15 protein-coding genes and 1 pseudogene are annotated in these 14,289 nt (G+C 55.5%); 10 read left to right on the forward strand and 6 right to left on the reverse strand.

Annotated elements, in window-relative coordinates; all coding sequences use genetic code 11:
* Nucleotides 1–1,448: 1,448 nt before the first annotated feature.
* Together AC2GXZ_RS30385 and AC2GXZ_RS30390 are read right to left on the reverse strand one after the other, a co-directional pair.
* A complete protein-coding gene (locus tag AC2GXZ_RS30385; protein ID WP_483762988.1) occupies nucleotides 1,449–2,210 on the reverse strand; it encodes an EAL domain-containing protein in 762 nt (253 codons plus the stop codon).
* Nucleotides 2,182–3,159, reverse strand: a complete 978-nt coding sequence (locus AC2GXZ_RS30390; protein ID WP_483762989.1) for a GAF domain-containing protein — start codon at nucleotides 3,157–3,159, stop codon at nucleotides 2,182–2,184. Before AC2GXZ_RS30390 ends, AC2GXZ_RS30385 begins: the two co-directional genes overlap by 29 nt.
* A gap of 169 nt (nucleotides 3,160–3,328) precedes the next feature.
* Between AC2GXZ_RS30390 and AC2GXZ_RS30395 the strand changes: the two genes are divergently transcribed.
* Together AC2GXZ_RS30395 and AC2GXZ_RS30400 are read left to right on the forward strand one after the other, a co-directional pair.
* A complete protein-coding gene (locus tag AC2GXZ_RS30395) occupies nucleotides 3,329–4,843 on the forward strand; it encodes a putative bifunctional diguanylate cyclase/phosphodiesterase (protein WP_483762990.1) in 1,515 nt (504 codons plus the stop codon).
* 305 nt (nucleotides 4,844–5,148) lie between these two features.
* Nucleotides 5,149–7,077 carry a methyl-accepting chemotaxis protein gene (locus AC2GXZ_RS30400; protein WP_483762991.1) on the forward strand — a complete coding sequence of 643 codons (1,929 nt, stop codon included), beginning with the start codon at nucleotides 5,149–5,151 and terminating at the stop codon, nucleotides 7,075–7,077.
* A gap of 127 nt (nucleotides 7,078–7,204) precedes the next feature.
* Here the strand turns inward: AC2GXZ_RS30400 and AC2GXZ_RS30405 are convergent, their stop codons facing one another.
* Entirely contained in the window at nucleotides 7,205–7,366 is a 162-nt protein-coding gene (locus AC2GXZ_RS30405; RefSeq protein WP_483763007.1) for an outer membrane protein, read from the reverse strand.
* A 4-nt stretch (nucleotides 7,367–7,370) separates the two neighbouring features.
* Nucleotides 7,371–7,796: pseudogene (locus tag AC2GXZ_RS30410) on the reverse strand (transposase); the annotation flags it as partial.
* 179 nt (nucleotides 7,797–7,975) lie between these two features.
* Between AC2GXZ_RS30410 and AC2GXZ_RS30415 the strand changes: the two are divergent.
* The 8 genes from AC2GXZ_RS30415 (at nucleotide 7,976) to AC2GXZ_RS30450 (ending at nucleotide 13,413) form a co-directional block, all read left to right on the forward strand.
* Nucleotides 7,976–8,350, forward strand: coding sequence for a hypothetical protein (locus AC2GXZ_RS30415; RefSeq protein ID WP_483762992.1), 375 nt, complete (start codon nucleotides 7,976–7,978; stop codon nucleotides 8,348–8,350).
* Between the two features lie 41 nt (nucleotides 8,351–8,391).
* Entirely contained in the window at nucleotides 8,392–8,955 is a 564-nt protein-coding gene (locus AC2GXZ_RS30420) for a hypothetical protein (protein ID WP_483762993.1), read from the forward strand.
* Between the two features lie 153 nt (nucleotides 8,956–9,108).
* Nucleotides 9,109–9,381, forward strand: coding sequence for an RcnB family protein (locus AC2GXZ_RS30425; RefSeq protein WP_483762994.1), 273 nt, complete (start codon nucleotides 9,109–9,111; stop codon nucleotides 9,379–9,381).
* Nucleotides 9,382–9,479: 98 nt separating this feature from the next.
* Entirely contained in the window at nucleotides 9,480–9,857 is a 378-nt protein-coding gene (locus AC2GXZ_RS30430) for a hypothetical protein (protein WP_483762995.1), read from the forward strand.
* Between the two features lie 185 nt (nucleotides 9,858–10,042).
* Nucleotides 10,043–10,393 carry a hypothetical protein gene (locus AC2GXZ_RS30435; RefSeq protein ID WP_483762996.1) on the forward strand — a complete coding sequence of 117 codons (351 nt, stop codon included), beginning with the start codon at nucleotides 10,043–10,045 and terminating at the stop codon, nucleotides 10,391–10,393.
* Nucleotides 10,394–10,509: 116 nt separating this feature from the next.
* Nucleotides 10,510–11,259 carry a response regulator gene (locus AC2GXZ_RS30440; protein ID WP_483763005.1) on the forward strand — a complete coding sequence of 250 codons (750 nt, stop codon included), beginning with the start codon at nucleotides 10,510–10,512 and terminating at the stop codon, nucleotides 11,257–11,259.
* Nucleotides 11,256–12,677, forward strand: coding sequence for a sensor histidine kinase (locus AC2GXZ_RS30445; protein WP_483762997.1), 1,422 nt, complete (start codon nucleotides 11,256–11,258; stop codon nucleotides 12,675–12,677). Before AC2GXZ_RS30440 ends, AC2GXZ_RS30445 begins: the two co-directional genes overlap by 4 nt.
* A gap of 76 nt (nucleotides 12,678–12,753) precedes the next feature.
* Nucleotides 12,754–13,413, forward strand: a complete 660-nt coding sequence (locus tag AC2GXZ_RS30450) for a DUF3313 domain-containing protein (protein ID WP_483762998.1) — start codon at nucleotides 12,754–12,756, stop codon at nucleotides 13,411–13,413.
* Nucleotides 13,414–13,538: 125 nt separating this feature from the next.
* Here the strand turns inward: AC2GXZ_RS30450 and AC2GXZ_RS30455 are convergent, their stop codons facing one another.
* Both AC2GXZ_RS30455 and AC2GXZ_RS30460 read right to left on the reverse strand, forming a co-directional pair.
* On the reverse strand, nucleotides 13,539–13,784 hold the full coding sequence (locus tag AC2GXZ_RS30455; RefSeq protein WP_483762999.1) for a hypothetical protein: 246 nt from the start codon (nucleotides 13,782–13,784) through the stop codon (nucleotides 13,539–13,541).
* Between the two features lie 51 nt (nucleotides 13,785–13,835).
* Nucleotides 13,836–14,039, reverse strand: a complete 204-nt coding sequence (locus AC2GXZ_RS30460; protein ID WP_483763000.1) for a hypothetical protein — start codon at nucleotides 14,037–14,039, stop codon at nucleotides 13,836–13,838.
* Nucleotides 14,040–14,289: the final 250 nt, after the last annotated feature.

Raw genomic sequence — 14,289 nt, forward strand, 5'->3', positions numbered from 1 at the left:
CATCGCATTGGCCCTGAAGTGTGAAATCCTGACTGGCATCTATGCTGTCTGGCCGGTGCACTTGGAAGGACATGAACAGCGCTCACATCATATCTGACGGAAAATCTTGCTTCTTTCTGTCGACGGTGTTTTATAATTTATGAGCGGGACTCATTGCAGCCGGCCCTCAAAACGAAAGATCAGGGCGACTGCCTCATGCCAAATACCATAATCCTCAACCCGAATACTGGTGCGCCTTCCTTCGGCCTGGTGCCAGGGATGAATACCCGGGGCACCGTGATCGTGTCGGGAGAAATCCGGCTACTGCGCGGCAAACACTTAGGCCCCAATCGGGGGTTTGGTGCCTGCCACATATGGGCCGAGCACACCAAGGAAACGGAAAAGCTCGGATTTTGCTGGAATCCGATGTGCCGAAATACGTCGCTCACATCATTCGCACCGGAACGCCATTGTTCTACAGTGGGGATAGCTTCACAAAGATACGTCTCATGGCGGTGAGGGCAGTGGCGGGTACCGCCATTCTGGAAGTGAGAGATCAACGTGAGCTGACGTTCTGGTCTGTCGTAACGGCATACTCAGGGACCAAAAACCACGGTTCCAGAGTGGGAACCGTGGTTTGAAAACTGGTGTGATTGCAGCAGCAGCGCCGCCTTAGCTCAAGGGTTCGGAGACCAACCTAATGTCCTGCAAATAAGCTCCCTGTAAAGCTTACCATCCACATGAGCGGGCCAATTCACAGGTGAAGCCGACTCAAAATGCTCTTTATGCCACAGTGGATATATAGGTGAAGATGACGGCTCCGTCGAGTTCAGCAGGGTAGGACATCGTTCGAGAGCCTGTGCGACCCGCTTCAGAATTCCTGCCAATGCTGCGGCATATGGGAGCAACGCAACACCTTTCCAGTCATTTCCCTATAAGTCGCCATATTGCCTCGGCGAGGATTTCCCGCATCGCGCGTTTGCAGGTGAGCATCAGGGCAGTCGATCTGCGTAGTAGGTTTTGGCCTGTTCGAGGTAACAAACAACCCTGAAAGTTCTGTACATCGGGCCAAACTTACTACAGCTTGACGCAGGATGCCACTACGACATGAACATGAATTTCTAATTTTTTAATTTAATATCAATGGCTTATTTCTCTGTAGCATGACGGCGTAAGGGTTCGTATCTTTTCACATCAACAGATCTAATATCGTGGATGTGGTTTACAGTTCAAAGAAACATCGGAGCGAAATGCGAACGCCGGCTGGCTTGCGCCCACATTCCCGCCATCAAGCCCTAAAACGACTGTTCAAAAGCTGACGGGCTGCTCTGTCGTAACTCAATATTTGGGACGTAGCGGCTTCATGAATAATGCAGTCAGTCGGAACCTTTATTTTTCGCCTCCTTAACTCGCGTAGGTTTCTCGATCCAGTCCTCGAATTCTGACACCTCCTGCGGTTTCGAAAACAACTAACCCTGCAGAATATCGCAGCCGAGAGCGACGAGCTGATCGCTTGTGTCCCAGTCTTCTATTCCCTCGGCCACAATTTTGTAGCCAAGTTCGTGGCCCATGGCGATGACTGCTGCGACTGCTGTTTTATAGGAAGGCTTAGATGTGACGCCGGCGACGATTGACCGATCCAGCTTGAGAACCGTTGCTGGCAGTTGAAGTAGATAGGCGAGATTGCTGTAACCGCTGCCAAAGTCATCAATTGCGATCGTAACACCCAGGTCGCGAATTGCCTTCAACAGCTGTAGAGTTTCCTCATCCTCCATGACGGACAGATCCTCGACCAGTTCGATCTCGACTTGCGATGGCTGCACTCCATAGGTTTTGAGTACAGAAGCTAGGCGACTGACGAAATCTCCTTCCTCTAGATTACGTGCACTGATATTGAACGAGCAGGAAATGGACAGGCCGGCAGCGTTCCACGCCGCGATCTGTTTGCAAGTGTTGCGCATTACCCAATTTGTGACGTCTCGGATGAGCGGCGTTTTGCTAATCAGTGGAAGAAACTCGCCCGGCGAGACCGTACCAAGCATCGGGTGACGCCATCGCAACAAAGCTTCAGCGCTGGAGAGTTTACCTGATCTAGCGCTAATACGCGGCTGGTAGACCAGGAACAATTCATTTCTTTCCAGGGCGCGCGGCATGTCTACGACCAGCGAATATGCCCGTCGATGCGCAGCGTCGGCGGCAGGATCATACAGCGCGACCCCGGCGGCCACCATCCCGAGCTTCGCGCGCAGCTTGTAGCAAGGTACGCAAGACGTCGGGCGAGCCGAGCTCTTCGGAATTTAGGACCCGGGCACCGCAACCCGGATCGAGCTTCGCCGGTATCCCAGATGTGGTCGTAAATGGCGCGCCCAGTTCGCCTGAGATAGCTTGCAAGGACTTCTTTACATTCCTTCCAGTGCCGAGAAAGAAAGCAAGATGGGTGGGGCCGACATGATAGATCGTGCGATTGTCGAGCTTTGACCGCAAGATTTTGGCAGCATGGGCAATCTGGTCGTAGAGATAACCGAGGCCAAAAGCACGCACCGCTTCATTGGATTCATGCATGCCGAGAAGCTCAACGACCACGACCCATTGGCTTTCACCTCCATGGGACCGCGAAAAGTCCCGTAGATCGCCGAAAAATTGGATGCGGTTGGGCATCTTGGTGGCGGCATCGCGGTACGTCAAATCTCTGTCGACGCGAACCTGGGTCATTACCATTTCAGCCAGATCACGAAGAGTATCCCGGTCCTCCTGCGAAAATCGCCGTGGCCGATGGTCAACGAGACAGATCGTACCGACGGGATGGCCTTCGTGCGTGAGAAGGGGTTCGCCTGCATAAAATCGGATACCTGGGGCACCCAGGACAAAAGGGTTCTGTTGGAAGTTGGGATCGACGCTCGTGTCCTCGACGACAAGCGATCTCCGTTTTGCGATCGTATGAGTGCAAAAGCTTTGATCCGTGAGGTTCTCACTCATATCGGTACCGAGGTGCGACTTAAACCTCTGCCGCTCGCTATCGATGAAGGTGATCAAGACGATGTCGGTCTCGAATATGCGTTTGGCGAGACGAGCGATGCGGTCGTAAGCCTCCTGGCTGTTATTGTCGTCCATCAGGCCAAGTTCCTGAACCAAGGCGACTCGCCTTCGTTCATACGTTTCGGCCGAAAGCTGTTCCGGCATTATGCTATTCCGCTATGAAGAAGTCTTAACTCTATTCGACGTGAGACAAACAACGAAACTCCTGATCTATTAGAAAACCGTTAAGCTCGCTGATCATTAGACGAGGACGCGGATGAATTCGCCACTAGGAAGCACAGCCGCACTTCATCGCGGCTTCAGGAGTTTTTACATGCGCCACCGCGTCAGCATCAACGACCTGGGAATTTTAGCCGCTTTCTTATGTGTGCTCACATATGTCGCCTACGCCTTCGATATATTTGTGACTGAAGGGCAGGTGTCATCCGCCGAGCAAACGATTGAGCTGGACGAGGTGCTTCTGCTTGGTGTTGCGCTGACTATCGGCCTTCTGATATTTGCGGGCCGTCGATATATCGAGCAGAGACGAGAAATGCGACGCCGGCGGGAAGCCGAACGCCACGTGCGTGAACTGGCGTTTCAAGATCCGTTAACGGGGCTAGCCAATCGCCGACAGTTTGAAGACGCGCTGCGAATCGCCGCCGCCTCTCCACCAGCAAGCGGTTCATCTCACGCGGTTCTGATGCTCGATTTGAACGGCTTCAAGAAGATCAACGACAGCTATGGTCACGGCATCGGCGATGAGACGCTTATTGTTGTGGCTCAGCGATTGTTAGGGGTCGTACGGCCGCACGATCTGGTCGCCAGACTAGGCGGCGATGAGTTTGTCGTGCTTGCTCCCCATGTGAACGGCCCGGAAACTGCGTCCGCCATCGCGCTACGGATCATGGAGGCGCTGGCGACACCAATCGTCATCAACGCAGTCGAGCACACTGTCGGGACCGGTATCGGAATTTCTCTCCTTCCAAACGATGCGGACACGCCTGCGGAGGCACTGCGTAAAGCCGATGTCGCGCTTTATCGAGCCAAAGCTGAACACCGCTCGGCCATGAGGTTCTTTGAGACCACTATGGACGACAGAGTACGAGAGCGGGATGAGCTTGAACGGGCGCTGCTGGCGGCGATCGAAGGCGACCTGATTGTGCCGCTTTTCCGGCCGACGATCAACCTGGAGACCGGGACTGTTGTTGGGTTTGAAGTGTCGCCCTCGTGGGTAGGAGCAAGCATCGGGGCGATCGAGCCCGATCGCTTGATGGCGATCGCCGAAGAAACCGGTGTCATCCACACGATAGGATTGCGACTGCTGGACAAGGCCTGCGCGGCAGCGTCTTTTTGGCCACAAACTGTGAAATTGTCGATCGATTTGTTGCCTGGCCAGATACAGGATCCCAAGTTGGGCGATGCTATCGGCGAAGTCCTCAGCAGGCACTCGTTTGCTCCGGAGCGACTGGAGCTTGAAATCGCAGAAAACATTATCGTCGCGGATCTCGAAGGCGCGAAATCTGCTTTGGCACCGCTGAGGGCCGCTGGTGTCAAAGTCACGCTGGACAACTTCGGTACCGGTTATTCCAACCTGTACCACATGCAGGAGTTTGCCTTCGACAAGGTGAAGATCGACAGGCGTTTGACAGACCGCCTGGGTGAGGATGACGCCGACAAAGTTATCAAAGCGCTTGCGGGTCTCGGACATGGGCTGGGACTGATCGTCAGCGCTGATGGGCAATCAGATTTTGCCAATCGGGAAGCATTGTTAAGGTCCGGAGTCGAACAGGGTCAGGGCACGGGGATCCTCGTCTCGTCCAGGGAGGCTACCGCATTCTTTCAATGACAGAGGATACCAGATTGGCAGCCTTAGCGCGCCTCCTGCGTTACTGGGATGGCGAGCCTGCCATGCAGAACTCCACGCCCCCGACCGATAAAGATTCCATCGGTCGCAGCGTTTGCTGACACCAAGGATTGCAACCTGCTGGTTTGTCGGCGGGATGTACATGGGTCATTCGCAACCTTGAATAGGTTAATGGGAGATTAAAAGTTTCATGCAATATCTAGTCCACTGATATCGGCAGTGGCGTCCACGGTGGGCGGGGCGCGTCCCCTGACGAAGCAGGGTCAACCCATTTGCCGAGGACGAACATGTCAGTTCTACAAAATCTGAGCATCGGAAAGAAAATCTTGTGCCTACTTGTGCCGGTCTGCGTATCAGGGATCGGCGGCGTCAGCTATGTTTCCGTAAACTATAAGCAGGCTGATACGGCCTATTCCGAGTTCATTGCTAAAGACACGCGTGCAGAGATCAATGTCGCGATCGCCAGTCAGCGTCTGGTTGCTCTCACATATGATGCTTATCAAATCCACCTTCGCGAAGCTGGCACAGCCGATCTCAAACGTGCCGACGAAGACTATGTCGCGAGCAAGGAAAGGTTGTTCGATCTGCTGAGCTCGGCACGTGAGGCGTTCCCAGATGAAGCGGAAGCTCTCGCCAGTTTTGACACTGCGGCAAAGCAAATTGTCACTATCACGGATGAAGCTGTCGCTGCGGGTCGGATCGATCGCGATAACGACGCAAAAGTCTCGCTTTTGAAAGCTGACGAGCTGATCGCTAAGCTTCTTCCGCAAATGCGTGACTGGATTAACAAATCGAGTGCAGAGATCGACGCAAAAAGCGATCGGCTGACTGACCAAACCAACAATGCCATCATCGCTTCGCTCTCCGTTTTAGCGATCCTTTTCTCGGCAGGCATCTGGGCATCTATGGTGATTAGTCGACGGGGGATCACCGTTCCGTTGGCCCGGCTCCAGGACCGTATGCGCTGTTTGGCAGAAGGAGAAAACGAGGCTCCAATAACTGGCACCGATCGCAAGGACGAAGTTGGAAGCATGGCCAGTGCCGTCAGCGTATTCAGAGAAAATGCGCTGGAACGCAAGCGGCTGGAAGCGGAGGCTGACGCAAACCGAAGTGCATCGGAACAGGAGAAAGCTCGACGCGAAGCCGACAAAGCTCGTGATGCAGCCGACAACAAAGCAGCCGTCGATGGACTGGCGCGTGGTTTGCAGGCGCTTTCTGCAGGAAAGGTGACGTATCGGATTTCTGATCCGTTTGTGGCGAGCCTCGATGAATTACGGGTCAACTTTAACCAATCTGCAGAAACACTGCAGACAACTCTCAAAGCTGTAGGCGAGAACGCGCGTACGATCGATGCGGGCGCAAACGAAATTCGCTCGGCTGCTGATGATCTCTCTAAACGAACGGAGCAACAGGCAGCCTCCGTGGAAGAGACCGCAGCTGCACTTGAGCAAATTACGACTACGGTCAAAGACTCAACCAGACGAGCAGAGGAGGTCGGTGTTCTTGTTGCAAAGGCACATAAGGCCGCCGAAGAGTCAGGTGTCGTGGTAGATGGAGCGGTAGCCGCAATGGGGGAAATAGAACGATCGTCTGGCGAGATCACCAACATTATCGCCGTGATCGATGAAATCGCATTTCAGACAAATCTTCTGGCGCTTAACGCAGGCGTCGAAGCTGCCCGAGCTGGTGAGGCAGGCAAGGGATTTGCCGTCGTGGCACAGGAAGTCCGAGAGTTGGCACAACGCTCTGCCCACGCAGCAAAAGAAATCAAAAATCTGATCAGCACATCGAAAAGCCACGTCGAGAAAGGCGTATCCTTGGTAGGCCAGACAGGATCGTCTCTCAGAATGATCCTGGGCGAAGTGCAGGAAATCAACCGCCACGTCGTTTCAATCGTTGAGGCGGCGCGTGAGCAGGCCGTAGGTTTGCAGGAAATAAATACAGCTGTGAATACGATGGATCAGGGAACGCAGCAGAATGCGGCCATGGTCGAGCAATCGACGGCTGCGAGCCACAGCCTTGCAAAGGAGGCTGCCGCGCTTACAGCTCTTCTAGGCAAATTCGATTTCGGAGGGGCAAACAACCCGCGGAGTAGCGACGTCGGAAGGAGTATGGAAGGCCAAAATGCTGCGTCACCAGCTCAGGCGCTGATACGCAAGGTGTCGCGTAGCTTTGGAGGTCAAGCTGCAGCACAGAATGATTGGCAGGAATTCTAGATGAGCCGACCGTATTGCTCGGTAGCAGCGCTGTAAGATGCAAAATTTGTAGGTGAGCCGGTTTTTTCCCGGCTCACTTCTGATCCGCCGATGGACTGGAGTTCTTCTCGCCGCGGATGTGATGACTTCAGAATTTGTAGCTCGCGCCCACCAGCACCTTGTGCTGGGTGGCGCCGAAATCACCGATTTCAGATCCGAAATCTTTGTTGCCGAAGGCCGAATATCGGTATTCGCCGCGGACCAGAATATGATCTGTGAACGCGTGTTCAAGACCCGCACCCGCGGCCATGTTTGACCGGCAACACCAAAAGCCTCGCACACAGCCATCATCGGAAACTTCCCTTTGGCAATGACAGCGAGCGCAACAGGTGTTTTTTTGGGCCTGTGGCGATCTCAAGCGCCTCTTTGAGAATCTCGACTTCCATCGTCTTCTTGCCAAGCAGACGCTGCAACTCTTTTACCTGGTTTTGAAGGGCGCGATATTCGGACGCCGGGACAACGTCCTCCTCCGCAGCCGTGGCAGTCAGAGCGCCTTGAGTGGCGAGCTTACGCCAGGTGAACAACTGGTTCGGCTGAATGCCGTAACGCCGAGCAACGATGCTGACGGTCGCGTCCGGCTCGTATGTCTCTTGAATGATGGAAAGCTTCTCGGCCGTCGACCAGCGACGGCGGCGCTCAGGACCGGACAGGACTTCTATCTTCGGATTGTGACTAGTCATAATGGGCACATTACCTCGCACACTTGTTAAGTGGGAGATCCTGTCCGGATATTTATGGGGCCATTACACATCACGAAAGGCCACGCAATATTTCTGAACATTATCGAACACTACCCAATCTGCAAACCGGTAGTTTCATCTCAATGCAGACCAAAGCAGCGACGTTGCTGGAGCGGAAGATGAACAGGTTGTCGGAAACATTTCTGGTATTGGCGATTGCCGCCGGCGGAATCCTCTTGGCGACGGCCGTGAGTGGCGCGCGCTCCTCGCCTGTCGTTGAGCCGGGATCGGTCTCTAACGCAAAGCCGATCGAGGTCGCCATGGGCGATCGCTGGCAATCGGATCGTTACCGTGACGATCGATATGAACGGCGGGAATATGTCGGCAGTGGCGTTTGCGAGCCCGCTGACGCGCTTCGTCAGGCCAGGCGCGCAGGGTTTCGTGACGCCGGCGTCAAGAACGTTTCGCCCGATTACGTGGTCGTCGGCGGTGTCAGACGCGGTGGCTACGACGAAGTGGTGCTGATCAATCGCTCCGGGTGCCCGTTCGATTAAGTCGCAGGATGTCGCCCGAGATAATCAAACAGGAGTTTCGCATGACAGAGCTTCCCATGACGCCATACGAGCAGTCGCAAAGAGCGAGGAAGATCGCCCTTTATGCCGGAGGTGCGGCAATGGCGTCTTTCATCATCTATGGCACCGTCACTGCCGAATTCGATCAGACACCGGCTCCTGAAGCTGGAAACCTGGCCGCTTCTGAGACGAAACCGGCCCTCGATCGCCCTTCGCGTGACGATGCGATTGTCATAGGCTCGATCCCGCCCAAAATCGAGCAGGGCGGCATGATTCCGGCATCCAGCCTTCAGGTGAAGCGCGTCCAATTGCCAAGCCCTGAGGCAATTCGTGCCAGCCTCGGCGCGGAAAAGAAAGTCGCGGGCCGCCAGGATAACCTCGATCGGGACTTCGAGACCTGCCTTCCCAAATGCGAGACACGCGATCCGCTGGTGGAGGCGCGCGAACCTCCCAGCGCTTGGATATTCAACGGCCGGCTGAGGGCGAAGCGCATGCTGTTGCCCAGCCGACGCCTCTTCCGCCTGACCGCTCGCTGTTGCAGCGGGGCGGCGACTTCCTTGGATTGGTCGCGGATGCGCCAGGCCTAACGATCGACAAAGGAAAGCAGGCAATCCAGTACGCTGGCGACCCCTTCCGGTAAGGTCCGATGACCTTTGAGATCGAAAAAATTGAGTTCCTTTGGAGACTGATATGAAAAAATCATCGTAGCAGCAATCGCCTCGATACTGTCGTTCGCCTGCGTGGCGGACGCCCAGCAATGGCGGGAACCGCCTCGCAACGACCGGCATTACCGCGAACATCGCCCTGATGCCCGCAAACATTTTGAGCAGCAGCGCTGGAGCCGCGGGCAGCGGATGAGGGACTGGCGGCGGCATCAGGAAATCCGCGACTATCGCCGATATGGCCTGCGCCGTCCGGGCCACGGCGAGCGCTGGGTGCGGGTTCATAACGACTATATCCTCATCTCGGTCACCACAGGCATCATCGCTGGCCTGGTAATGGGCGCTCGCTGAACATTCGACGCTGAAGGTGGTCGTGCTTGGGGTACCTGACAATATGCCGGCGGACATATTCAGGGGCCGCCGCCGTCTCCATCAATGGGAGAAATTAAATGATTCATACGCGTTCTGACACGAAGCGGCGACTCCCTGTGCTTGTTTGCTTATCCAACCTTAGGGCAATCGTCCTTGTAAACGAGATCCTGACCGGAGAAGGGTTTTCCGTAACAAGCGTTCGAAACCTTGCCGAGTTCGACGAAGCCAGCCGAGTAGGGGACTATAGCGCGATCGTTACTGTCGATGAGGTGATCGAACTTATTCGTTCGGTTGCCTCCCTCCCCGTTATCAACATCCGGTCGTTCATTCATGCTTGGCCGGAAAACGGAACGGACAACTCTTCATGCATGTTCGACCGGGCTGGCTTCGTGTCCCGTATTCGCCTTGTAGCTGCACATGTATCACCGATGCCGATCCTGGCCACATCGAGCTGATATTGACGCTTGAGAGGCAAACAACATCACGGCGTGGAAAAACATCGATGAACCGTACAGATTTCCGAATTGGTCCGGAAACAACCGACGGCTCTGGCGAGCGCTGCACAACATATCTCAACAAATCAGAACACCGCTTTGCACGGACTTCTCTAAAATGACCTAGTCAAACCATAGGTCATCCAATGTCTGTTCCAGCGTCCTCATCTCAGCTGCCGGTTCTCATTTTTCTGGAAAGCAATGACATCGCAAACCGCATACAGTCAGCGCTCAACCGTTATGGGCTCAAGGCAGTTGCCATCACCCCAGGCCAGATAACGCAAAGCCGCGATGTCGCGGATTGGGGACTCGTCATCACCTATACCGCCATGATTGGCCGTGTCCGATCGTTGCTCGATTTACCGGTGATCAATATAGAGACCTTCATTTTCGATAGCCTGGACGAGACCGGCAACGCGGGTAAGAGGCAGTTCGACGGCGCTGCTTTCATCAAGCGGGTTTTCTCAGTCCTTTCCGCAGAACGTCGGCTGATATGACGCTGACAGCTCGCGAATATGCCCGCAGTATCAGGAGTAACCGCGTGACACTTCATCCTGTAAATGAGATGATCGGCCCCATGGCGGCCGCTTTTGCGACTGCCCGATCAGACGCGATGGCATACGAAATGGCGACATCTCAAAGCATGACGGAACTACCCAATATTCTCATTGTCGAGGATGATGCCGACATAGCCGACATGCTTGTCGATCTTCTCAAAAGCAACGGCTACGATGGTTCGACGGTGACCAACGGATCGGATATGGACCGGGTCCTCGCCCGCGAGCGCGTGGATCTGATTGTTCTTGACGGCATGCTGCCCGGAGAAGACGGTTTCAGCATCTGCATGCGCCTCCGGGCATCGCAGGCAATTCCGATCCTGATGCTGACCGCCCGACGCGAAGACATCGATCGGATCCTTGGCCTTGAACTCGGGGCAGACGACTACGTTACGAAACCCTTCAATTCTAGGGAGCTGCTTGCGAGGGTCAAAAGCATCCTGCGCCGATCTGCACTATCTCATCAACAGCGTATTGAGGAAGATGTGCCACTTGTCTTTGCCGGATGGCGCATTGATCCGAAAAGCAGGCAGCTGATCGATGCCGACGGTGACGAAGTTTCCATGACGACAGCCGAGTTTGACCTCCTCTGGGCATTTTGTTGCAATCCAAACAAGGTTTTGACCCGCGAACAGCTTCTTTCGATGACGCATGCCGGATCTGCTGGACCGGTCGAGCGTAGTATCGATGCCCATATCAGCCGGCTCCGGCAGAAGATCGAACCCAATCTGAAAGATCCAGTTTTCATCAAGACGGTTCGACTGGGCGGATATCTGTTCGCAGCAAGCGTGGAAAGAATACGATGAACCGCCTGCGCAGGGCGTCCATCCGCACGCAGGTTCTTGTGCTGGCGCTCCTGTTGGTCGTTCTTGTGTCTGCCGTCGCGGCAACAACGGAGCCATTCGTCTACGGCCGCCACGACAAAGGTGTTGAAATCGGCCTGATGGCCGGGCGCATCGAACGCCTGGTCGATCAGTATCGAGCAGCGCGCACCCCCGGCGACGAACGAACGGCTATCAATCTTGCTGCGGGGTTTGGCTTTTACGCCGAAGCGATCGGTATTGATCAGATCCCTGTTGCTGATCGCGAGCAAGCCAGATCCGGCGATCTCACCAGGCGGGCCCGCGGAGCCCTTGAGACCGAGTTTGTTGACGAGCTGCGTCATCTGTTCGATGACAAGCCTACAGTCTTCCCGCTCATCGTACAGATCGACGAGCAGCGCGCCTTGCTTTTCCAGCTTCCCGTTTTCCCTGCCTCGTTGTGGTTCTATCCTGCCGTTGCGAGCGGCTCCCTTAAAATTCTTATCCCGCTTATAGTCCTTGCCTACGTCAGCAGTTGGCTGATCATTCGACCGGTCGCCCGTTTCGCGGCAGCTGCTGAGCGCGCCAGCGCTGACGACAGGCTGGAACACCCGTTCCTTGCGGAAGGCCCTTCCGAAGTCCGAAGCCTGGCCGCGTCCCTCAATGTCATGCGTTCGCGAATCATACTGATGGCGGAAAGCCGCACGAGGATGCTCAGCTCCATCAGCCACGATCTGAGGACGCCGTTGACGCGGCTGCGCATGCGGGTTGAGCGCTGTGAACCGCCGGAGCTTCAGCGCAAGATGCTGGACGATCTTTCCGTGCTCGACTCGATGATCAACGAGAGCCTGGCGTTCCTGACCAATGCTTCACATCAGGTGCCGTCGCGGAAAGTCGATCTATCGAGCCTGTTGCAAACCATCGCGACGGATTTCTGCGAGACGGGCATCGATGTTCGGTTCTCCGGTCCGCGCAGGCTTAAATATATCTGCAAGCCGGAATCGATTACCAGGGCGGTTTCCAATCTGGTTGAGAACGCATCACGCTACGCGACCCGAATCGATATCGAGCTGGAGGATGCCGGAGAGCGCGGCATCTACGTCAGGGTCTGCGACAATGGTCCGGGCCTCTCTGACGAGCTGAAGGTCAAGGTCATGGAGCCCTTCTTCAAAGCCGATAAGGCGCGAACCAGCGGTGCAGGGGGGGGGGTTGGGCTGGGCCTTCCGACTGCCGAAGGCATGATCGTCAAAGGTCATGGCGGAACTATGGCGCTACGCGACCGCAAGCCGCACGGCCTTGTCGCCGAGGTTGTCTTGCCAGCCATAAGGGGCGCGGGGATCGGCGCTCTTTCCACCGGCCTCGGCGCGCCAGAACGGGCGGACCGGGTTTCTCCCGCGCGTCGAAGTTCTCGCGAACATCTCTGAATATTATATATAACAACACAACGGCGGTTGCCAATACCACTGTTCCTGCAACTTCCCTGTTTTGCCGGAGCATGTTTTGACGAGAAAAACTATTACTTTCGCTGTCTTACTAACAACCTGTGCGGTCCTCGTGGCCTGCACGACTGCGGATCCCACCGTCTATGAAGGTCTCGCCTCAGCGCCGCATCTCCAGCCGAACCCGCAGGACAAAGGCGGGAAATTACCCTACGAATACCGGGGCAACGCCGATTGGAGACAATATAACACGATCATAGTCGATCCGGTCATCATCTATGCCGGCCGTGACAATCAGTTCGTTAAAATGCAGGATAAAGACAAGGCTGAACTGGCTGGCTATATGCGCAACGAGTTTGCCGCCAAGTTGCGGACACGCTTCGCAGTGGTCGACGCCGCAGGACCGGCAACATTGCGCCTTCGCCTGACACTCACCGGTGCAAAAACAACCACGCTTGTTCTAGGGCCGTTCTCCCATCTCGACGTCGGTGGTGGCGTATACAACTCCGTCCAGGCTGTTCGCGGACGCGAAGGGAGCATGACAGGCTCGGTCAATTACGCCGTCGAAATCTTCGACGGCCAGAGCGACAAGCTTCTGAGGGCGTATGTCGCGAAACAATACCCCAACGCCATGAATGTCGGTGCGACGTTCTCCTCCCTGCAGGCTTCGAAGGTAGGGATACAGAAAGGCGCGGATGCTCTGCTGGCAGAATTGCAATGACCGCCGAGGCTGCGGCGCCACCCATCGGTAGTGCCCGAGACGAATTGTCCTGGTGACTGCATCTTGATTTCGATTGGTTCAGCCGATGTCGAAGCGCCACTGTTGGATGGCACCGTCGTCAAAGCCTAGACGTCGCAGCTAGCCACGACACAGTCCCGGAGGATGTATCGTTGCCAACCAGACTGTGCGGATATCAGTACCATCATATTTTTCATCACCGTAGAGTCGTATATCGTGCACTGCGGTGGAAACACTTGTACATAGCGAGCAGCGGCGTCGTGCTTCTTGAAGGGAAAGGCCTCTGTTTCGTTGATTGCCTCGACTTCGGCGATCAGGATCTCGGCGCCGGCGAGAACTTCGAAGCCGGCCATATGGGCGATCTTGCCTGTCGCATATCCGGTGATTTCAGCATGGATCGATCCCTACGTCAGAGCCAGATTCCTGATCGCTCCCGCCTCGTTGACCGACACGACATAACCGCCGTGACTGCGGACACATTCGCGCACGGCATTGTAGATCGCGTCTACTACGACCACCGACTGTTCCGATGCGTAAACGACCCCCTTGTCGAATGTCTTTGGCATCAGGATCCAGGCGACGGCCCACTTGATATTGGCGATCGTCAATCACCGCAGGCGTGTTGCCGGCGCCGACGCCGTTTGCCTGCTTCCGGACGAAGAGGCCACCTTGGTTATGCTTGGACCGCCTGTCTCCGGGATAGGATCGACCGACGTGTGGTGCATGAGCGCGTCGGAAGTTCGACACTGAGCTCGTTGATCTAGAGCACGTCCATTGAACACGGAATCGCGTTGAGGATTCCGTTGGCTTCCGAATTATGATTCCATCGCCCCGACTGTTGATTTGGCCGGAGGCAAT

The sequence above is a fragment of the Aliirhizobium sp. YIM B11859 genome (genome assembly GCF_057163345.1).